Below are 20,439 nucleotides of genomic sequence, written 5' to 3' on the forward strand. Positions count from 1 at the left end.
CCACGGTCCGCGACGGCCGCGTGGGTCAGCGCACGCGGGCGAAGGCGGCGCGTGAACTGACGGCGAGCAGCGTGGAGAGCGCCAACAGCGCGATCGTCAGCCACGGCAGGATCCACACCCCTGTGCCGTCGATGGCCAGCCCTCCGATGAAGGCGCCGAGCGCGATCGAGCCGTTCCACGTCGCGACGACCATCGACTGGGCCACATCGGCCGATGAGCCTGCGATGCGCGCCGGGGCGGACTGGAACAGGGTCGGAGCGCCTCCATAAGCGAAGCCCCACAGCGCGATTGCGAGGAAGACGGCGACGGCGTTCTCGCCCCAGAGGCCGAGGGCCAGCATGGCGACGCCCAGGAGAATCGCGGCGAGCACGACCATGCCGCGCAGGTGCCGGTCGGCCAGGACCCCAGCCGTGAGCACCCCTGCGACCGCGAGCACGCCGAAGACGAGCAGCGCGATGTCCAGGTGGTCCGATACACCGGACGCCCGGGTGAGCGGCGCGATGTACGTGTAGGCGACGTTGTGTGCGAGGACGAACGCAGCGGTCGTCCCGAGCACGACGGCTAGCCCCGGCATCCGCAGCACGGCGAGAAGCGACGGTCGCTCGCCCGCTCGCTCACCCGGGAACGACGGCAGCGCGAGCGCAGCCCACAACGCCAGGCCGAGGCTGAGCGCGGCCATCGCGCCGAACGCCTCCCGCCAGCCGAAGGCCGAGCCGAGCGCGGTGGCGATCGGCAATCCGAATGCGAAGGCCAGCGGCGTGCCGACCATGGCGATCGAGAGTGCCCGCCCGGCGCGCTCGGCCGCGACCATGCGCATCGCGTAGCCCGCCGCCATGGCCCAGAGCAGCCCAGCGAGCATTCCACCGATGACGCGGGCCACGAGGATGACGGCGTAGCTCGGGGCGAGGGCCGTCACGGCGTTGACAAGGGCGAACCCGAGCACGAGCGACACGAGCAGCATCCGGCGGGGGACTGCCCGCGTCAGCGCAGTGAGCGGGATAGCGGTGATCGCCGTCGCGATGGCGTACACGGCGACGAGTGCCCCGACCTGAGAATCGGAGATGCCGAGATCGGCGCTCATCTGTGGCAGCAGGCCGGCCGGGAGGATCTCCGTGACGACACCGGTGAACACGACGGCGGCGAGTGCGAGCAGGCCGCCGAGAGGGAGACGTGCGGAGGGGAGCGGGGTCGAACCCGTGGCCGGAACGGCGAGTGTGGATGACATGGCCCCAGTGTCAAACCTTGCCATTAGTGTTAAGGTCAAGTCCGGCCGAAAGGGAGTCCATGCGCATAGGCGAGCTCTCCTCCAGAACCGCGACCCCGGCCCGGCTTCTGCGCTACTACGAGGAGCAGGAACTGCTGAGTCCGGAGCGCGCGTACAACGGTTATCGCGAGTACCCCGAAGCCGCTGTCGAGCGTGTCGAGCAGATCCGCGGGCTCATCGAGGCCGGTATCCCCACGCGGATCATCAAGCAGCTGCTGCCGTGCCTGAACACGGGCAGCCCGTCCATCCGCATCACCGCTCTCGACCCCGAGATCGTCGCCTCCCTCACCGAACAGCGCGAACAGCTGGAACGACGCATCTCTTGCCTCAGCCGCAACAAGGACGCGATCTCGCGCTACTTGGCAGAATCTGCCGAGCGCGGCTGAGCGACCGTGGCCGCTGCTCTGCGGCGGTGCTCGACAGACTCCCCGAGCTTGGCCCCTAGTCGTCGCCCCGCCCGAAGTCGTGCAGGAAGGCCACAGCCGCACCACGGCTACCCTGGAAGCGTGATCCTCGCCATCGATACCTCACTCGGCACGGCCGTCGCGGTCGTCGATGATGACGGAGTCGTGCGCGCGGAGGCGGCGAGCGAGAACCCGCTCGGACATGCCGAGGTGATCGGCGACCTGCTGCTCCGCGCCTTGAGCGATGCCGCAGGTCCGATCGGCTCGCCCGTCCCCGGCCACGCCGACCCCTCGAGCGTCACGTATGTCGCCGCCGGCATGGGGCCGGGGCCGTTCACCGGACTGCGGGTCGGCATCGCCGCCGCGCGGACCTTCGCGCAGGGCCGCGGCATCCCGGTCATCCCGATCGTCAGCCACGACGCCATCGCGCTGCAGGTGCTGCTCGCCGACGCGCTGAGCGGGGTCGAGACCGAGCGCTTCGCCGTCGTCACCGACGCTCGCCGGCGCGAGTTCGCGTACTCGGTGTACGACGGGCTGGACGACGACGGGCTGCCGATCCGCACCGAGGGCCCCGCGCTGACCCCGCGCGACGACGTCGACGCAGTGCTCGCCGGTCTCGGCGCGCGGCGCCACGACGCGAGCGCGGTGCCGGCCACGATGCTCGGTCTCGCGGCTGCGCGTGCACTGGCCGCGGGGCGCACGATCGGTCCGGACGATGCGCTGTACCTCCGTTCCCCGGACGTCACGATGCCCACCGGTCCGAAGCGGGTCACCGCGCCGGCGCCGAGCGGGGACCGCTCGTGACGCTCCGCGCGGCGACCGCCGCCGACCTCGACGACATCATGGCGCTCGAGCGTGCCTCGTTCCCGACCGATGCCTGGTCGGACGCGATGATGCGTGAGGAGCTCGGTTCGCCGCACGGCTGGTACATCGTCGACGAGGAGGCCGGCCGCATCGTCGGCTACGCGGGGCTCCGTGCCCCGAAGGGGTCGAAGGATGCCGATGTGCAGACGATCGCCCTGGCCGAGGCATCCCGCGGCCGCGGACGCGGACGGATGCTGCTGCGCGCGCTGATCGAGGAGGCCGCGCGTCGTCGCGTGGCCGAGGTGTTCCTCGAGGTGCGCGCCGACAATCCCGTCGCACAGTCGCTGTACGCATCGGAGGGCTTCGTCGAACTCGGCCGGCGCCCGCACTACTACCAGCCCGACGACGTGGACGCCGTCGTGATGCGGTTGCTCGTCGCCGGCTGGACAACGTCCCGGATGCCCGACACCACGGACGCGGGAGCGTGCACATGAACCGCAACGAGCCTCTGGTGCTCGGCATCGAAACGAGCTGCGATGAGACCGGTATCGGCATCGTCCGCGGCAGCACCCTGCTGAGCAACACCATCGCGAGCAGCATGGACGAGCACGCCCGCTACGGCGGTGTCGTGCCGGAGGTCGCCGCGCGTGCGCACCTCGAGGCGCTGCAGCCGTCGATCGACGCGGCGCTCGCCGAGTCCGGGGTGGGTCTCAGCGACCTGGACGCCATCGCGGTCACGAGTGGGCCAGGCCTGGCCGGGGCGCTCATGGTCGGGATCGGCGCGGCCAAGGCGCTCGCCGTCTCATTGGATCGCCCGCTGTACGCGGTCAACCACCTCGTCGGGCACATCGCGGCCGATCTCCTGGACGCCGATGCGCCGCCCCTGGAGTACCCGACCGTCGCCTTGCTGGTCAGCGGCGGACACACGTCGCTGCTGCTCGTGCGCGACCTCACCACCGACGTCGAGATGCTCGGCGAGACGATGGACGACGCCGCCGGCGAGGCCTTCGACAAGGTCGCGCGCCTGCTCGGGCTGCCCTACCCGGGCGGTCCCGAGATCGATCGGGCAGCGGCATCCGGAGACCCGGATGCGATCCGCTTCCCGCGCGGACTCTCGCGGGCGTCCGACATGGACAAGCACCGCTACGACTTCTCGTTCTCCGGCCTCAAGACCGCCGTAGCCCGGTGGGTCGAGCAGCGCGAAGCCGCCGGAGAATCGGTGCCGATCGCGGATGTCGCGGCATCCTTCCGGGAGTCCGTCGTGGACGTGCTGATCACCAAGGCGCTCGACGCGTGCGCGCGGTACGAGGTGCCGCGCCTGCTGCTCGGGGGCGGCGTGATCGCGAATCGGCGGCTGCGCGAGGTGGCGATGGAGCGAGCGGATGCCGCGGGCGTGGCGTTGCGGATCCCGCCGCTGTCGCTCTGCACCGACAACGGCGCGATGATCGCCGGGCTCGCTTCCGCGCTCATCTCGTCGGGGCGCGAGCCGTCGACGCTGTCGTTCGGGGCGGATTCCACCTTGCCGGTCACCCAGATCCAGGTGGACGAGCGCCCGCGCGAAGGGGTGCCCGCATGAGCGAGAAGGATGCCTCGGCGCCGGTGGATGAGCCCGCGAAGGACGCAGAAGCCTCTGCTGCGCCGCCCGTGACAGAGCCGCCGTCGCCCGACGTGGCACCGGTCGCCGAGGGGTCGGCGCTCCCCGGCGAGCACCGCGGCGGCTTCGCTCGGCTGCCCACCGCGCCGGTGGGTATCGCGGCGCCGGTCGTGGACCCGGCATCGCTGCCCCTGCCGACGCTGGAATGGATGCTTCCGGATCCGCCCGCGCCGCACCGTGGGCTGGCCGCCTGGGCGCTGATGTTCTCGATCGCCGGGCTCGTCGTGTCACTGTTCGTCGGCTGGGGGTTCCCGATCGGCATCGTCGGCATCGTGACAGCGATCCTCGCGCTGCGTCGCCCGCTGGAGAGCCGCCGGGTCGCCGTGTGGGCGCTCGTGCTCGGCGTCGTGTCGGTCATCTACAGCGCCGGCTGGCTGCTCTGGGCTGCGAGCCGCGTCGACCTCCTCGGCTGAGCTACACGCGGTCGGCGAGGAGGGCGAGGCGCTGTGACCCGATGCGGGTCATGATGAGGGTCGCGGATGCCGCACCCTTCAGCTTCAGCGCTTTGCGCAGCACGGCGGGGTCGATGTCCACGCCGCGCTTCTTGATCTCGAGCGTGCCGATGCCGCGCTCCCTCAGGGCCTTGCCCAGCGCCTTGACGTCGGCGGGCAGCTCCTCGCGGATGCGGAACGACGACACGAACGGGCTCGTCAACGCGGCATCCGAGGTGAGATAGGCGATGCCGCCGGACAGCATGCCCGCCTCCAACGCCCGGGCCACGTCGCCGATGAGGCGCGCACGGATCACCGCGCCGTCCGGTTCGTGCACGAAGGCGCCGAGCGTGCGGACCGGCTCATCCTCGGCATCCTCCGCTGAGGTCAGCTCGTGGGCGGCGTCGCCGCGCACCACCAGCGCCGCTCGGCGGATGCCTTCACGAGCCAGCGCGCCGGACCACAGCACCAGCTCTATCGTCGCGCCGTCGGCGCTGACCCACTGCGCTTCCATGTCGTCCGGCACGGCGTCGCGGTCGAACCCGGGCCCGAGCTTGATGCCGGTCGGCACCGTCTGCGCGAGTCCGAAGGCCCAGTCGAGGGAGGGCGTGTAGTCCGCGGCGCTCACGCGCGAGGTCTCGCTGTGCCCCGAGGTGCGGCGCGCGGGATCCATCCACACGGCGTCGGCAGCGGAGATATCGGATGCCTCGGCCAGACCGTGACGCACGGTCACGCTGTCGCCGAACGGTGCCAGGTTGTACGCGGCGATCGCGGCCGTGACCTCGTCGGCATCCACCGCGTCGACGTGCAGTCCCAGGCCGGCGAGGCCGAGCGCATCCCCGCCGATGCCGCAGCCGAGATCGGCGACGCGGGTGAGGCCGGCGGCGCGGAAGCGGGCGGCGTGACGGGCTGCGATCGACAGCCGCGTGGCCTGCTCGAGCCCGGCGCGGGTGAACAGCATCCGGTCGGCGAACTCGCCGAACTTCGACCGACCGCGCACCCGCAGCCGCGCCTGGCCGACGACAGCGGAGACGAGTGCGGGGGAGTGCCCCGCGGCACGCAGACGGGAGACGACGCGGGTGACGTCCTCGGCGGACTCGACCGGAGGCAGAGCATCCAGCAGTCGCAGGCCTTCGGGGGTGAGCAGCTCGGTGAGCTCGGCCATGTCCATCCGGCAAGCCTACGGCCGAGGCATCCGCTCGCCGCCGCGCCCCTCCCCGGGGCCCGTCACCCAACCCCCTATCGGATCCCCATGCACGCCGGGGGTTTCTGCGGGGTTGCTCCCGATGCCGGACCAGACGCGAATCTCCAGACTCGTACCAACGCGTCGCCTTGGCGCTCCACGAACGAAGGAAGAGATCATGGCTGTGAACGACAACCTCAACGTTCTGGGCATCCAGACCAACCTCGACACGGACCTCCTGTCGAACAACGATGTACTTTCGGGAAACACCGACAACTCGGACAACTCGGACAACTCCGACAACTCCGACAACTCGGACAACGACTTCCTGTCGGGCAACACGGACAACTCGGACAACTCCGACAACTCGGACAACTCGGACAATTCCGACAACTCCGACAACTCGGACAACTCCGACAACTCGGACAACTCCGACAACTCGGACAACTCCGTCGACACGGACGTGGATGTCGACGTCGAGGACTCGTTCAACGAGGACGACTCGTACCAGGACTCGATCAACGACTCGTTCCAGGTGAACGACTCGTTCCAGGACAACTCGATCCACGACTCGGCCAACGACAACTCGGTCAACGCCGGCATCCGCCAGTACAACTCGGGCTTCGGTGACATCAACTTCATCGACGACAGCGAGGGTGGCGGCGGCGGCATGGTCGGCCTCATGGGCGCGGGCAGCGGCGGAGACTTCGACTTCGATGTCGACGCACGGTCCACGAACAACGACCAGTCGGTCAACCAGAACATCACCACCAACTCGGGCAGCGGCGGAGCCGCCCTCGCGGTCGGCGGAGATGCGGATGGCGGCTTCGGCGGCGTGCTCTCGGGTGCCGGCGGCGGCGACAGCGGCAACGGCGGTGCGGGTGGCAGTGGCACCGGCGCGGCAGGCGGCGCAGGCGGCGCAGGCGGCCTCGGTGGTCTCGGCAGCGGCGGTGCCGGTGGGGACGGCGGCCTCGGTGGTGCCGGAACGGGCGCAGCCGGTGGCGGCAGCGGTGGTGCCGGCGATGCCGGTTCGCTGGGGGTCGGCGGCGGCCAGGGCGGCAGCGCGGGGAACGCCAACGCGAATGGCGGCGACGCCAACGGTGGAAACGTGAGCCAGTTCTTCAACCAGGACTCGGTGATCGTCTCCGGCGACGGCTCATATGGTGCCGGCGGCAACGTCGACGTCAACAACATCAACACCAACATCGATGTGGGGGACATCTCGATCGGGAACACCTGGAACACGGACTCGTTCAACGACGACCTCGACTTCTCCGACAACTGGTCGATCAACGACTCGTTCCAGGACAACTCGGACAACTCGATCAACGATTCGTTCCAGGACAACTCGGACGACCACGGGGTCGATGTGGACGTGGATGTGGACAACTCCAACGTCGGAAGCCCGTTCGGCGACGCGAACGAGATCGACTTCTGATCCCTTCGCACACGTTCTGCCCGGCCGCCCCTGGGGTGGCCGGGCAGAACACCATTTACCGAACGCGGTGGTGGTGCGAAACTGAACCTCAGAAGCTTCCGCGCGAAGGGTGGGGAAGATGAGCGAGGATGCAGTGAACGGGCGCAGCGGCGTCGAGCCGCCCCGCGATCCCGACGGCGCGCAGACAGTGGGACACGACTCGGACGTCGGCGCGGACGCCGCGTCGAGCCTCTGGGGAGCCGACATCGACGTGTTCTCGGATCCGGCGGAGACGGGGATGTTCTCCGACGAGATCGAGAACATCGATGCGTCTGATTGGGATGCGGACGCCTCCGGCATCTGGGGGGATGACGGAGACGGCGCCGGCCTCGACGACGGCGGTGCGATAGGACTCGACTTCCCGCTCTGATCTGGGATTCGCTTGCGCATCGGATGCGGCGGCACGGCATCGATCTGTCACGATGGAAGAGGGACACATGCTCGAATCGGGCAGAAGCGAGGAATTCGCCGTGGTCGAGAGCGAAGACGCATCGTCGACAGCCGAGGTGGCCGACATCACCGCACTCGTGCGCAGCGTGAGCGAATTCGCCGCCGACACGGGCCGCGCGGACTTGGCCAAGCGGCTGGAAAGCACCCGATCGCGCCTGATCGATCCCGATGTCCGCGTCATCGTCGTGGGGGAGTTCAAGCAAGGGAAGAGCAAGCTCATCAACGCGCTCGTCAACGCACCGGCGTGTCCGGTGGACGACGATGTCGCCACGAGCGTGCCGACCTCCGTCAGCTATGCCGACGAAGCGTCTGCGTGGATCCTCACCCGCGAGGAGGACTCGTCGACCGGCTCCGCGATCGAACGGCGGCAGGTGTCGCTGGAGGAGCTGCCGCAATACGTGTCGGAGCGGGGCAATCCGGGCAACGAGCGCAATATCGTCTCGGCGGAGGTGCTTCTGCCGCGCGAGTTCCTCAAAGGGGGTCTTCGCCTCGTCGACTCGCCGGGCGTCGGCGGGCTCGAGTCCTCCAACGCCTTGGCGACCCTGTCGGCGCTGTCCTCCGCCCACGCCGTCCTCCTCGTCTCGGATGCCTCGCAGGAGTACACCGAACCGGAGGTGCAGTTCCTCAAACATGCGATGCGGATCTCGCCGAATGTCGCCGCTGTGCTCGCCAAGACCGACCTGTACCCCCAGTGGCGCGAAATCGAGGAGATCGACCGCGGTCGTCTGCGCGACGCCGGGGATGTGCCGATGTTCTCGGTCTCCAGCGACCTGAGACTGCTCGCCGCGGAGTTGAGGGATCGGACTCTGAACGACGAGTCGGGATTCCCGGCGCTCGTCACGCACCTGCGCCGCGAGGTCCTCGGCCGCGCCGAGGTCATCCGCCAGCGCAGCGCCGTGCACGACCTGGTCTCGGTCGTCGATCAGGTCAGCGTTTCGCTCCGCTCCGAGCTCAACGCACTGCTGCATCCCGAGGACACACCTCGGATGATCGCCCAGCTCGAAGCGGCCAAGGCACGCGCCGACGAGTTCCGTGGACGGTCGGCACGGTGGCAGGTGACGCTCACCGATGGCATCGTCGACCTGATCGCAGACATGGAGCACGACCTGCGTGATCGCCTGCGCAAAGTGCAGCGCGAGGCGGAGGCGTCGATCGACGAAGGCGACCCCGGTCCGATCTGGGACGAGGTCACCGCGTGGCTCGAGCAGCGGGTCGCGGGAGCCGTGTCCGAGACGTTCGTCTGGACGGACGAGCGCTCTCGCTGGCTCTCCGAGGAGGTCGCGGAGCTGTTCAGCCAGGGTGAGGCTGCGCTTCCCGCCATCGAAGTCGGTGACACCCGCGGCGTGCTGGATCCCGTCGAGGGGGTCGGGGGACTGGACTCGGGGCGCCTCGGGGCGGGCGAGAAGATCTTCATCGGTGTCCGAGGCTCGTACGGCGGTGTGTTGATGGTGGGTCTGGCGACCGGCCTGATCGGCCTGTCGCTGATCAACCCCCTCTCGCTGCTGGCCGGAGTGCTCGTCGGCCGCCGGGCGTACCGCGAGGACATGACCGCGAGACTGTCCCGGCGCCAGCACGAGGCGAAGATCCTCGTGCGCCGATACATCGACGAGGTGATCTTCCAAGTCGGAAAGCAGCTCAAGGACCGTCTGCGGACGGTCCAGCGCGCGGCCCGCGACCACTTCGGTTCGATGGCCGAGGAGCTGCACCAGTCGCTCTCAGAGGCACTCACAGCCTCGAAGCAGGCCGCCGGCACCTTCACATCGCAGCGCGACCAGCGGGTCATGGTCCTGCAGGAGCAGCTCCGGCGGCTGGACGCCCTTTCCGCCGAGCTGCCCGCGCTGCCGCCGATCCGCCGCGAGGCTGTGCGTCGGTGAACGGGCCGACCACGCAGGAGGCGGAGGAGCTGCTTCGCACGGCCGCGTCCGTGTATGCCGACGACCCCGCGGCCATGGCGGTCATCGGGAAGCTCGAGCAGCGACTGAGCGAGCCTCTGCGATTGGCGATCGCCGGGATGGTCAAGGCGGGCAAGTCCACGCTGCTGAACGCGATGCTCGGCGAGCAGATCGCCCCGACGGACGCCGGCGAGTGCACGCGGGTGGTCACGTGGTACCGATACTCGCCGACGCCCTCGATCACGATGCACCTGAACAACGGTGAGACCCGCCGGATGCCCGTGCACCGCGAGCGCGGACGTTTGGCCCTCGGTCTGGGCGGCCTTCCCGCGGAGGATGTGCAGTGGCTCGAGGTCGGGTGGCCGCTGGATGCGCTCAGATCGGTGATCCTCATCGACACGCCGGGCATGGCTTCGATGTCGAAGGAGATATCGCTGCGCGCGACCCGATTCCTCACCGGGGAGGAGGAGCCGTCCTCGGCGGACGCCGTCATCTATCTCATGCGTCACCTGCACGCGTCGGACGTGGCGTTCCTCGAGGCGTTCCGTGACACCGCGCCCGGAGGCGGGCAGACGGTGTGCGCTGTGGGGGTGCTGTCCCGATCGGACGAGATCGGCTCCGGCCGGATCGACTCGCTGCTGTCCGCGGCCAAGGTGGCCCGGCGCTACGAGCACGAAGCCGATCTCGCCTCTTTGGTGCTCGGTGTGATCCCCGTCGCGGGTCTGGTCGCCGAGGGTGCCAGGACGCTCCGCGAGAGCGAGTACATCGCCTTCCGCCAGCTCGCGGCGCTCGACCGGGTCGAGCGGGAGAAGCTCTTCGTTTCGGCCGATCGATTCGTCGCCGACACCGCCACGACGACCTTGAGCGCGACTGTGCGCAGCGATCTGGTGAGCCGGTTCGGCATTTTCGGCGTGCGTCTGGCGACAGCGTTGATCCGGGGCGGGACCGCAAGCTCGTCCGAGCTGGCCGAGGCGATGGTGCAGCAGAGCGGGCTCGTGCAGCTGCAGCAGTTCGTGCGTACACAGTTCCGCACGCGGGCGACGACTCTCAAGATCCGCGGAGTGCTGCTCGCGCTCGACAGGCTCATCCGGGACAATCCCCGCGACGGCGTGGACGTGATCCACGCCGCCAGCGAACGGATCTCGGCATCCGCGCACGGCCTTCGTGAGCTGACTCTCATCGCCAGCGCGCGGTCGGAGGGACTGCCGTTGACAGATCAGGACAGTGCGGAGGCGCTGCGGATCGTCGGCGGGGCGGGCGCGTTGCCCTATCTCCGACTCGGTGCGGCAGAGGACGCCGACGTCACGGTGTTGCGGGAACTGAGCGGGGCCGCACTCGCGCATTGGCGCACACTGGCCGAGTCCCCACTCACCTCCAGCGCCGCGATCGGTGTCTGCCGGGTGGTCATCCGCAGCCTGGAAGCGCTGGCAGCGGACCTCGGTCCGGATCCCGCGGCGACGGCCGTCGCCGCGTCAGAGGTCGCCGCCGCCGACGATCCCCTCGGCTTTGCGGATGTCGTGGCGACGGGCGGACCAGGCGATGGCCGGGGGCAGGACGCTGCTGAGCAGAGCGAGAAGCACAAGCCCCGCCTGGGCTGGAAGAAGAAGCAGAAGGGACTGTCCGCGGTCACCGATCGCCACCCACTCGGATGACATCAGCACCAGGATGACCTGGACGCCGAACGTCGCCAACTGCCACCACCGCACGTGCGCACGCCTGCTCATGAAGGACACGAGGAGCGTGATCTGAACGAGCAGGACACCGACCATCACCCCGAACACGATCCAGAACACGATGTCGGATGCCGTGTCGTAGGTCTGATCGCTGCGTCCCTCGACCACGGCGCGCACCCGGTCGGCGATGAGCGGCAGCAGCTCCTTGCGGATCACGAAGAAGTACACGGCCGTGAAGCCGCCGACCGCGAAGCTGAGGATCCAGAAGAACTGACTCATCCGCACCGAGAACGGCGGAGTCAGTTTGACCAGCACGGGTGCGATGTTCGGGTTCTCCGTCGGCGGGCGCGCCGGCGCCTGCCGACCCCCATCCGTCGGGACCTCGGTCACGGCTCCTCGACAGGTTCTTCGACGTACGCGTCCTCCACGACCACCCCACCCGGGTCCTCGGTCTCGTACGTGTCCGCAGCGGCGAGGTCGGCGCCGAGCGGGTCCTCGGCCGGTTCGGTCGCCGCAACGGCGGTCGTCGCCGCAGCCTGGACCGCGTCGCCCGCGACCCCCATCGCGTCGTCCACGATGTCGGAGACGGCCGCGGCCGCGGCATCCCCGTCCTCTTCGGCCTGCGGCTCATCCGCGTCGGCAGCCGCAGCCGCGTCGGCATCCGCGGGCGCGGCATCGTCGTCGCCGTCCTGGGTGACCGTCGTGTTGAAGCTGCCGTCGTTCGCGGTGTTCCCGATCGAGACGTCGCCGATCGTCACATCGACGTCCGAGTCCACGACGGTCGCGTCGTCCCCGGCGGCCACGGCGCCGTCGCCGGAGGCGACCACCGAGTCCTGGTCGAAGATCTGCGACACGTCGCCGCCGTTGGTCCAGATGTTCTGGTTGACGGACTGGTCGACGACCGTCGACCGCGCATCTATCGTCGTGAACTGATTCACGATGCGGGAGATCTCGCGGATCACTTCGTTGGTCTCCCGCGGCTCACCCCCGCCGCGCGGATCGACGGGCTGGGTGACGACTCTCGTCGTGACATGAGCGTTGTCGACGATGACAGGCTTGACGGCCTTGACATCTGCCAGGCAGGCATCGCCCACCCCGCTTCTGGCCATCATCGTCTGCGGCGATTCTGCGAATTCATCCACGGCCGCGGGATCTCGCAGCAGGCTCATGATGAATGCGATCAAAGCGTCGGCTATGGTCGCAACCGGTGTGCTCATTTTCGGCTCCTCAGCGTGGTCGAACATGGGTATCCCGCAGGATAAGACTGGTGATTTTCAGGCTATGTACTTGTCATCGGGGCAGCATCGGGGGTTGCCCCGATGCTGGTGGGGGTTATGAGGGGGGTCGTGCGGCCGCACTCGGGTCGGCGTCACCCGTGACGCCGGTGTGCTCGGCCCCGCCGGCCGACTGCTCGACGACGACGCGGAGCTTCGCGACGAGGTCCGAGCGCGAGGTCGCCCCCAGTCGACGCCGGATGTGGGCGATGTGGTGTTCCGCTGTGCGCGGCGAGATGAAGATCGTCTCGCCGATCTCGGCGTAGGTCTTGCCCTGCAGCACGAGGCGGGCGACGTCCCGCTCGCGTTCGCTCAGGACCGTGCCGTCGGAGCCCGGGAGCGCCGGGGCGTCCGCCGCGCCGACACCGACCGGCTCGCGCGTGCCCTCGGTGGGGTGGAGCTCGCGCGCACAGGACAGCAGGCGGGCGGCGACCTTGCGATCGGTGGATCGACTGGCGCCATGACCGGCGAGGCGTGCGCCGTCCCAGCCGAGTCCTGCCGAGGCGAGGCCGTGTGCGGCCGCTTCCACGGCGTCCGCGTCGACGGATCCGGCGAGGCATGCGGTCCAGACGCGGCCGGCCTGCGCCATGACCGCGGCGATGGGGCTGTCGGGAGCTGCCTGCAGGAGCGCCTGGGCGTGCGGCTTGAGGTCACTCGGACGATTGAGCAGGATGCCGCGCTGAACGCCGGTCCAGCGCAGATGTGCCGACCAGATCGGCGGCGACCCCAGCTGGTCCACGATCTCCAGCGCTCGCGCGAAATGCGTCTGCATCCGCTCGGCGTCGCCCACGCGTGCCGCGGCGGTGAGCAATTCGGTGAGCGGCTGCAGGAGGTAGAGATCCACCTCGACGTGCAGCCCGGTGTCGCGCACCTCGGCCCACACGGCCTCCAGTCGAGCGGCGTCCTCGTATCGTCGCGCAATGGCGACGCGGATCGCCTGCGCGAAGAGATCGTCGCGCGGAGTGCGTGCCGCGGAGCACTCCAGGGCGCGATCCAGGGCCTCCCGAGCCGCCAGCGGCCGTGATCGCTGCAGCGCCAGCCATGCGCGCCACAGCAACAGGCGTGGTCGCGCCCAGTCTCCGCCCTGGGCTCCCCGGATGGCGTCTTCGATCACGTCGTGAGCGATCTCCAGATCTCCGGTGTTCAGCGCGACGACGGCGGCGACGACGGCGGGGAGCTCGGGGATGGGTGCCGAGGTCGCCGAAGAGGTGTAGATCTCGGACGCGCGCACCAGGTCGGCCACGGCAGCCTCCGTGCCGTCGGCGCGCAGAGTGGCTCGCAGGCCACGATCCATCAGCTCCATGGCCACGCCCAGTGTCGTGGGCAGAGCCTCCTGCCGCCCGATCGGCGGAACGGCCCTGCCCGAGCCGATCGCGGCGATCGTCGCGCGGGCCTGCGAGGTCGGCGACGTCGGGGGGAGTGACTGGTACACGGCATCGCCGGTGCGCAGCATCGCGCGCATCGACCACACGGCGGCAGAGGTGTCGGCGATGCGATCGCCGTCGCTCGCGGCATCGGAAGCGGAGAGCTCGTCGATGATCGCACCGGCCGCGTCGATGTCTCCCGTCGCCCACGCAGCCTGCGCTCGTCGTCCGCCGAGTTCCCCCGCTGCTGCGCCGCAGCGAAGGGCATCGTCGTAGAAGTCGAGGGCGCGGCGGGGGGTGCTCTCCAGCATCCGGTCGCCGTGGGCCACCAGGGCTGCGGCGAAGCCGGGATCGCGCACGCCGGTGATCCACCGTCGATAGTCCGGGTCATCGACCGCCCCTGCACCGTCTGCGGCGAGGACGTCGCCGAGGTCGATCAGCCGACGCACCGGGAGGCTCGCGCGGACCGACGACTCCACGAGCGGGACGGGACGGCCGTTGCGGGTCAACAACCCCTCGGCGTACCCCTTGGCGATCGCCTCGGCCCCTCCGTCCAGAAGTCGCGGGCCGGGGGCCGGGGCCACGCACAGGGCTTCGATCTCGTCCCGAAGCTTCGTCGGGAGCGAGTCGATGCGGTGGAGGACACGATCCTCGAGGGTTCGTCCGAGAGCGGTGTGGCGGGGGTCGTCCGCGCAGTCGCGCACGTCGTGGAGGGCGAGCGCCTCGGACACGAGCCACGACACTCCGCCCGTGAGGTGCAGGATGTGGTCGACGCAGGAATCGGAGATCACTCGATCGCCCGCGGTGAGATAGGTCAGGACGTCGGAACGCGACACATGCCCGAGCACGATCGCGGAACGGGTCCGTTCCAGCGGACGGGTGATGAGGGTGAGTTCGTCGAGCCGGGGCCACGGTCGGCTGGCGACCACGAGCGCCGCGTCGGGATCCTCCGCCCGCGCGCGCAGGTCGGCGATCTGGTCCGCCCCGAGGAGGTGGAGGTCGTCCACGAGGAGCACATGATCCTGCGGCACGCGGGCGACTTCCGTGGACTCGACGAGCAGACTAGCTTCGGCCGGGGCTTCCGACAGCAGGCGATGCAGTTCGCGCAGCATCGTCGACTTGCCGGATCCCGCCGTGCCCACCACCACGGCGCGCGCGGGTCCGGTCGCAGGCGTGGCGAGTGCGGTCATCGTGGGACGCGCCTGGCGTTCCCAGATGAATCTATGGGTTTCGCCTGGGTCAGCCAGGACAGGTGAAGGCAGCGTGGACATCTCGATGGCGCATCCGTCGATCAGACCGGTTCGCCCGGCGACGGAGTCGGGTCGGGAGTAGACGGCGGCGGTTCTTCCGCAGGCTGCGCAGGCGGGTCCGCGGGAGGATCGCTGGGTGGGGGATCGGCGGGCGGGTCCACGGGCGGGTCCACCGGCGGATCGACGGGCGGATCCGTGGGGCCGGGGTCGACCGGCGGGTCGGTCGGGCCCGGGTCGACGGGCGGATCCGTCGGGCCCGGGTCGACGGGCGGGTCGGAGGGGTCGGAGTTCGCGGGCTCCTCCTCCGCAGGAGGATCGGCGGCCGGACCCTGCGGAGAGGTGGTGTGCGGTGCGCCACCGCCGGACGTTCCGAGGGGTGCGGGCGGTGCGGGCGCGGCGATCGCGCGGGGTGCGTCGGGCAGGCGCTCGATGGCCTCCCGGCGCGGATTGCCGCGCGGCGTCGGAGCGTCGGGCGTCGTCGGCTTCGACGCCTCCACGATCGGGCCACCGGCCGAGACCGGTGTAGTCCCGGCGGCGGCCGCCTGGTCGCCCCAATCGAGCCCCAGCCATTCGGTGAAGGTCTCCGGCTCGGCCTGCGCCGAGATGGCACCGCTTCCCAGCTCCGCGCTCGTCGCGATGATGACGCCGCAGCTGAGGATGATCGCGCCCCCGGCCATGGCGGCAGCGGCCGGAATTCGACCGAAGCGCCGGCGTCGTACCGCGGCCTGCGCCGGTGCGGCAGCGACACCGGGTGTCGCGAGGGCAGATGGCGGGGTATCGACGGCGTCGCGCGCGACGCTGCCGATCGCGGCATTCGCGGCTTCGGCTCCCGCCAGCGGTACCAGAGCGAGCGCTACGGCCGCCGTATCGGTCTTCGCGCTGTCGGCGAGGGCGAACGCGGCGCCGAGCGCAACGATCGCCTTCGGATCCGCGTCGATCGCTATCGGACGGTCGAAATGCTCGGACAGCAGTTGCGAGATGCGCGGTATCCGCGAAGACCCTCCGGTCAGCAGAATGGCCTGCAGGTCGCCCGTTTCGATGCCGGCCGAGTCCAGGGCGGTGTCCAGAACGTCGATCGTGCGCTCGACGCCGCCGTCGATCATGGCCTCGAACTCCGACCTCGTCAGACGCACGGTGGTGGCAGTCTGGGCGACGAGCACCGGCACGACCGCTTCCGCATCGAAGGACAGCGCCTCCTTCGCGGCGACGCATTCGCGGCGGAGTGCGGCGAGGGCGACGCGGGACGCGGGGTCCGCCGCGAGGTCGGTCACGGAGAGGCCCGCCGCGTCGATCGTGTGGCGCAGGACCGCATCATCGAAGTCCGCGCCGCCGAAGTCTGCGAGGCCGGTCGGTTCTCCCACCATGCGGACGCCGCCATCCGGCTCCTTGCGCAGGATCACGGCGTCGAAGGTGCCGCCGCCGAGGTCGTAGACGGCCAACGCCGCGCCGACGGCCAGCGGCGTCGTCGTCTCGTAATGGCGAGCGGCGGCTTCAGGCTCGGTGATCACCTGGACATCGGTACGGACTTCGCGAGCGATCGCGGACGCGACGAGGCCGGCGCGATATCCGCCCCATGTCGCAGGCACGGTGGTGGTGATCGCGGCGGGCTGGCTCCCTTCGCGTTCCACGACGGTGTCCAGCACCCATGCGACCATCCGGGCGAACAGGTACTCGGGAGCGAATCGATGCTCGCCCGCGACGATCGGGACGTCGTCGCCGATCCGGCGTTTGAACTCGCGGATCAGCCGTTCGGGCTGCGCCAGACCACGTCGTTCGGCGGCTTCGCCGAAGAGCAGGTCGTCCTCGGTGACGAAGATCGCGCTCGGCGTGCTGTCAGAGCTTCGTCCCAGACCGAATGCCGAGATGGCGAGCGCGCCATCGGATCCGACGCGGGCCGTGGACGCAGCGGTCCGGCTCGTCCCCACGTCGACAGCAAGAAAGTACGACGTCGATGCCATATTCAGCCCCACAACTGATAGGCGGATGCAAGTGATCCACCAGCAGGTTTACCACTCTTGGGCAGGATTGGCGAGGGTGTGTCGGGGAAACGTTCACCCGCGGCCTGACGATGTAGAGCCATGGTGACCTCCACCTGATCAGAGGGCTCCTCGCTCGATCTGATACACACGTCGAGCGGATGACGTCGGATTGGCACTCGCGTTGCATGAGTGCCAACGGTTCCCTAGACTGTCATTAGCACTCGGAGTATGAGGGTGCTAACCAGTCTTCAGTCTCAAGAAAGAAGAGGTAGACCGTGACGGTTTCCATCAAGCCGCTCGAGGACCGCATCGTCATCCGCCAGATCGAGGCTGAGCAGACCACGTCCAGTGGTCTGGTCATCCCCGACACGGCCAAGGAGAAGCCCCAGGAGGGCGAGGTCGTGGCCGTGGGCCCCGGCCGCATCGACGACAACGGCAACCGCGTTCCGCTCGACGTCGCCGTCGGCGACCGCGTGATCTACAGCAAGTACGGAGGCACCGAGGTCAAGTTCGGCGCCGACGAGTTCCTCGTGCTCTCGGCGCGCGACGTCCTCGCTGTGGTCGTCCGCTAGCCAGCGACTTCACGATCGAAGGGCTCGGATGCTTCGGCATCCGGGCCCTTCGTCGTTCCCGCCGACGGATCCTGGCAGGAATCGGATGGAGGTCGGCGCGCTCGCACGCTGCGACCGCGCCGCCGCGACGACGGCCGGTCCTAGGCTGGACCGGTGACCCGCGACCTGCCCCCGACCTCCGCAGAGGAGCGGTCGGCCCATGCGGCCCGGGAGCGCACGCTCGGCGGGATCTACACCTTCGCCGCGTACCTGCTGTGGGGGTTTCTGCCGCTGTACTTCCTGCTGCTCGCCCCGACCGGTCCATGGGAGCTCGTCGCGTGGCGGATCGTCCTCTCGCTCGCGTTCTGCGTGCTCCTGCTCGCGGTCACGCGCGGATGGGCGGCGCTCGGTCGCATCATCCGCAACCGTCGGCTGCTGGGCTGGACGGCGGTGGCCGCCGCCCTGATCTACGTCAACTGGCAGGTCTTCATCATCGCGACCCTCACGGGCCACGTGATCGAGACGAGCCTCGGCTACTTCATCAACCCGATCGTCACCGTGCTGCTCGGGGTGCTGCTGCTGCGCGAACGCCTGCGCCCCACCCAGTGGATCGCGATCGGCCTGTCCGCCGTCGCCGTCGCCGTCATCGTCGTGGGCTACGGCGCCTTTCCCTGGGTCGCGCTCACCCTGGCCTTCTCGTTCGGCTTCTACGGTCTGGTGAAAAAGCGCCTCGGCCCCTCGGTGGACGCCGTCAGCGGCCTCACTCTCGAGTCGGCGTGGCTGCTGCCGGTCGCGATCGTGCAGCTCGTCGTGGTCGCCACCACCACCGGCCTGACCCTCGGCACCGCCGGGCCGGGACACGCCACGCTGCTGCTGCTGGCCGGGATCCTCACCGCAACCCCGCTGCTCCTTTTCGCGGCCGGCACCCGACGCGTGCCGCTCACCGTCGTCGGTCTGCTGCAGTTCATCGCGCCGGTGCTGCAGTTCATCACGGGCGCCTGGCTCCTCGGCGAGCCGATGACATTCGAGCGCTGGATCGGGTTCGGCCTGGTCTGGGTCGCCCTCATCGTTCTCAGCATCGATTCGGTGATCTTCGCCCGACGTGCGCGCGGGGTATCGGATGTCGCGACACTGACCTGAGTCGTGTCCGAAAGCCGCTGCATCCTGCGGAAAAGTCACGGTGGCGTCACGATTTGACATCGGAGCGGGATCCGTTACACATCGTTAACGACTCGCAACACTCGCGAGACACAGACGCGATTAGGTTGGTGGCACTGGGCGGGCCCCGTGCCGCCCCCGTTCATTCACAGCAAGGAGCAACATGAGCGTCTTTACTCGCTCGCGCACCGCCACCGTTCTCGGTGGACTCGCGATCGTCGGTGCCAGCGCCCTCGTACTCGCCGGATGTTCCGGCGGCGGAACGGGCGGAGATTCCAGTGCACCCCCCGAGTCGGTGGACCTGTCCCTCAAGATCGGCACGATCCTGCCGCAGACCGGAACCCTCGCATTCCTCGGCCCGCCGGAAGAGGCGGGCGTCGGCCTGGCCGCGCAGGACGTCAACGACGCCGCCGTCGGCCTCACCATTCCCGACATCATCTACGGCGACTCGGGCGACACCGACAACAAGGCCTACGCCACAACCATCCAGAAGCTCATCTCCGAGGGCGTCACCGCGGCCATCGGTGCAGCATCCTCCGGTGTGACCAAGCTCTTCCTCGACGACGCCGTCGCGGCAGGCATCATCACGTTCTCCCCGGCCAACACGTCGCTGGACTTCTCGACGTGGGATGACAACGGGCTCTACTGGCGCACCGCACCGTCCGACACGCTGCAGGGCGAGGTGCTCGGCAACCTGGTCGCCGAGGACGGGCACGAGAACGTGGCCGTTCTGTACCAGAACGACTCGTACGGCACCGGTCTGAACAAGGTGTTCGAAGAGACCTTCACCGCAGCCGGTGGCACGGTCGTGGAGAGCCAGTCCTACAACACGGGTGACGCGACCTTCGACGCGCAGATCAGCGCGATCCTGGCCTCGAACCCCGACGCCATCGTGCTGATCACGTTCGACGAGATCTACACGATCGGACCGGCACTGCTGGCCGCGGGCTACCCGGCCGACCAGCTGTACCTGGTCGACGGCAACCTGAAGAACTTCGGTTCCGACGAGAAGTGGCCCGCCGGCGTCAGCATGGAAGGCGCCAAGGGCACCACGCCTGCCGGCCCGGCCACGCCCGAGGAGTTCCAGACGCGCCTGAACGAGTTCTGGACGGGCGAAGGCAACTCCGACCTGACCGACTTCTCGTACGCCAACGAGTCGTACGACGCCGTCATCCTGCTCGCGCTGGCAGCTCTCGCCGCCAACTCGACGGACCCGGCCGAGGTCGCAGCTCACCTGCAGGAAGTCTCCGGCGGCTCCGGTGACGGCACGAAGTGCACCGAGTTCAAGGAGTGCGCCGACATCATCCTCGGTGGCGGCACCGCGGACTACGACGGCTTCTCCGGACCGATCACGTTCGACGACAACGGTGACCCGACCGAGGCCACCGTCGGCGTCTTCCAGTACGGCGCCGACAACCTGTTCACCCGCATCGACCTCTAGATCGACGCAGCGAGGGCCCCGGAGCGATCCGGGGCCCTTTCGCGTGGCGTGCGGGCGACGCCCGGCTGCCGGCCCCGACCCTCCCACCCGCATCGCCGAGACAGCAGCGGGACGTCGAGACTGCGAGTATTACCCGCAGTCTCGAGGCTCCTGTGCAGTCTCGGGGTTCATGCCCTCGGGGAGCGCGCGT

General features: G+C 69.3%; 17 protein-coding genes. 12 read left to right on the plus strand and 5 right to left on the minus strand.

The genetic code is table 11. From position 1 onward, the window contains the following. Window positions 1–25: 25 nt before the first annotated feature. Window positions 26–1,225, minus strand: coding sequence for an MFS transporter (locus ASD65_RS15805; protein WP_056224119.1), 1,200 nt, complete (start codon window positions 1,223–1,225; stop codon window positions 26–28). A gap of 59 nt (window positions 1,226–1,284) precedes the next feature. On the opposite strand from ASD65_RS15805, the gene ASD65_RS15810 reads away from it, so the two are divergent. From ASD65_RS15810 to ASD65_RS15830, 5 genes are all read left to right on the plus strand, one after another. Continuing rightward, window positions 1,285–1,650 carry a MerR family transcriptional regulator gene (locus ASD65_RS15810; RefSeq protein ID WP_056224122.1) on the plus strand — a complete coding sequence of 122 codons (366 nt, stop codon included), beginning with the start codon at window positions 1,285–1,287 and terminating at the stop codon, window positions 1,648–1,650. Between the two features lie 120 nt (window positions 1,651–1,770). Further along, window positions 1,771–2,472, plus strand: coding sequence for a tRNA (adenosine(37)-N6)-threonylcarbamoyltransferase complex dimerization subunit type 1 TsaB (gene tsaB, locus ASD65_RS15815; RefSeq protein WP_056224123.1), 702 nt, complete (start codon window positions 1,771–1,773; stop codon window positions 2,470–2,472). Further along, the gene (rimI, locus tag ASD65_RS15820; protein WP_056224125.1) at window positions 2,469–2,966 is read left to right on the plus strand and encodes a ribosomal protein S18-alanine N-acetyltransferase; all 498 of its coding nucleotides are present in this window, start codon (window positions 2,469–2,471) and stop codon (window positions 2,964–2,966) included. Before tsaB ends, rimI begins: the two co-directional genes overlap by 4 nt. Continuing rightward, the gene (gene tsaD, locus ASD65_RS15825) at window positions 2,963–4,048 is read left to right on the plus strand and encodes a tRNA (adenosine(37)-N6)-threonylcarbamoyltransferase complex transferase subunit TsaD (RefSeq protein WP_056224127.1); all 1,086 of its coding nucleotides are present in this window, start codon (window positions 2,963–2,965) and stop codon (window positions 4,046–4,048) included. The genes rimI and tsaD overlap by 4 nt, the downstream gene beginning before the upstream one ends. Further along, window positions 4,045–4,539 carry a hypothetical protein gene (locus ASD65_RS15830; protein WP_056224129.1) on the plus strand — a complete coding sequence of 165 codons (495 nt, stop codon included), beginning with the start codon at window positions 4,045–4,047 and terminating at the stop codon, window positions 4,537–4,539. The genes tsaD and ASD65_RS15830 overlap by 4 nt, the downstream gene beginning before the upstream one ends. A gap of 1 nt (window position 4,540) precedes the next feature. Here ASD65_RS15830 and ASD65_RS15835 read toward each other — a convergent pair whose 3' ends face one another. Continuing rightward, window positions 4,541–5,728, minus strand: coding sequence for a class I SAM-dependent methyltransferase (locus ASD65_RS15835; protein ID WP_056224131.1), 1,188 nt, complete (start codon window positions 5,726–5,728; stop codon window positions 4,541–4,543). 190 nt (window positions 5,729–5,918) lie between these two features. Between ASD65_RS15835 and ASD65_RS19100 the strand changes: the two genes are divergently transcribed. The 4 genes from ASD65_RS19100 to ASD65_RS15855 all read left to right on the plus strand — a co-directional run bounded on the left by ASD65_RS19100 (window position 5,919) and on the right by ASD65_RS15855 (window position 11,211). After that, window positions 5,919–7,178: a hypothetical protein gene (locus ASD65_RS19100; protein WP_056224133.1), complete on the plus strand. Its 1,260-nt coding sequence runs from the start codon at window positions 5,919–5,921 to the stop codon at window positions 7,176–7,178. A gap of 118 nt (window positions 7,179–7,296) precedes the next feature. Next, window positions 7,297–7,587: a hypothetical protein gene (locus ASD65_RS15845; RefSeq protein WP_056224134.1), complete on the plus strand. Its 291-nt coding sequence runs from the start codon at window positions 7,297–7,299 to the stop codon at window positions 7,585–7,587. A gap of 100 nt (window positions 7,588–7,687) precedes the next feature. Beyond that, window positions 7,688–9,541, plus strand: coding sequence for a dynamin family protein (locus ASD65_RS15850; RefSeq protein WP_442922441.1), 1,854 nt, complete (start codon window positions 7,688–7,690; stop codon window positions 9,539–9,541). Continuing rightward, on the plus strand, window positions 9,538–11,211 hold the full coding sequence (locus ASD65_RS15855) for a dynamin family protein (protein ID WP_056224136.1): 1,674 nt from the start codon (window positions 9,538–9,540) through the stop codon (window positions 11,209–11,211). Before ASD65_RS15850 ends, ASD65_RS15855 begins: the two co-directional genes overlap by 4 nt. Window positions 11,212–11,618: 407 nt before the next feature. Here ASD65_RS15855 and ASD65_RS15860 read toward each other — a convergent pair whose 3' ends face one another. The 3 genes from ASD65_RS15860 to ASD65_RS15870 all read right to left on the minus strand — a co-directional run bounded on the left by ASD65_RS15860 (window position 11,619) and on the right by ASD65_RS15870 (window position 17,078). Continuing rightward, complete coding sequence (locus ASD65_RS15860; protein ID WP_082561827.1) at window positions 11,619–12,449, minus strand: IniB N-terminal domain-containing protein; 831 nt, start codon at window positions 12,447–12,449, stop codon at window positions 11,619–11,621. Window positions 12,450–12,564: 115 nt separating this feature from the next. Next, on the minus strand, window positions 12,565–15,060 hold the full coding sequence (locus ASD65_RS15865; RefSeq protein ID WP_056224140.1) for a LuxR C-terminal-related transcriptional regulator: 2,496 nt from the start codon (window positions 15,058–15,060) through the stop codon (window positions 12,565–12,567). A gap of 101 nt (window positions 15,061–15,161) precedes the next feature. After that, entirely contained in the window at window positions 15,162–17,078 is a 1,917-nt protein-coding gene (locus ASD65_RS15870; RefSeq protein ID WP_056224142.1) for an Hsp70 family protein, read from the minus strand. 296 nt (window positions 17,079–17,374) lie between these two features. On the opposite strand from ASD65_RS15870, the gene groES reads away from it, so the two are divergent. The 3 genes from groES to ASD65_RS15885 all read left to right on the plus strand — a co-directional run bounded on the left by groES (window position 17,375) and on the right by ASD65_RS15885 (window position 20,249). Next, a complete protein-coding gene (gene groES / locus ASD65_RS15875) occupies window positions 17,375–17,671 on the plus strand; it encodes a co-chaperone GroES (protein ID WP_056224143.1) in 297 nt (98 codons plus the stop codon). Window positions 17,672–17,824: 153 nt separating this feature from the next. After that, window positions 17,825–18,790, plus strand: a complete 966-nt coding sequence (gene rarD, locus ASD65_RS15880) for an EamA family transporter RarD (RefSeq protein WP_235566738.1) — start codon at window positions 17,825–17,827, stop codon at window positions 18,788–18,790. Between the two features lie 181 nt (window positions 18,791–18,971). Further along, window positions 18,972–20,249 (plus strand): ABC transporter substrate-binding protein, encoded by a 1,278-nt coding sequence (locus ASD65_RS15885; RefSeq protein ID WP_056224145.1) that lies wholly within the window; start codon window positions 18,972–18,974, stop codon window positions 20,247–20,249. The last annotated feature ends 190 nt before the right edge of the window (window positions 20,250–20,439 follow it).

This window comes from Microbacterium sp. Root61 (assembly GCF_001427525.1).
Classification (GTDB): Bacteria; Actinomycetota; Actinomycetes; order Actinomycetales; family Microbacteriaceae; genus Microbacterium.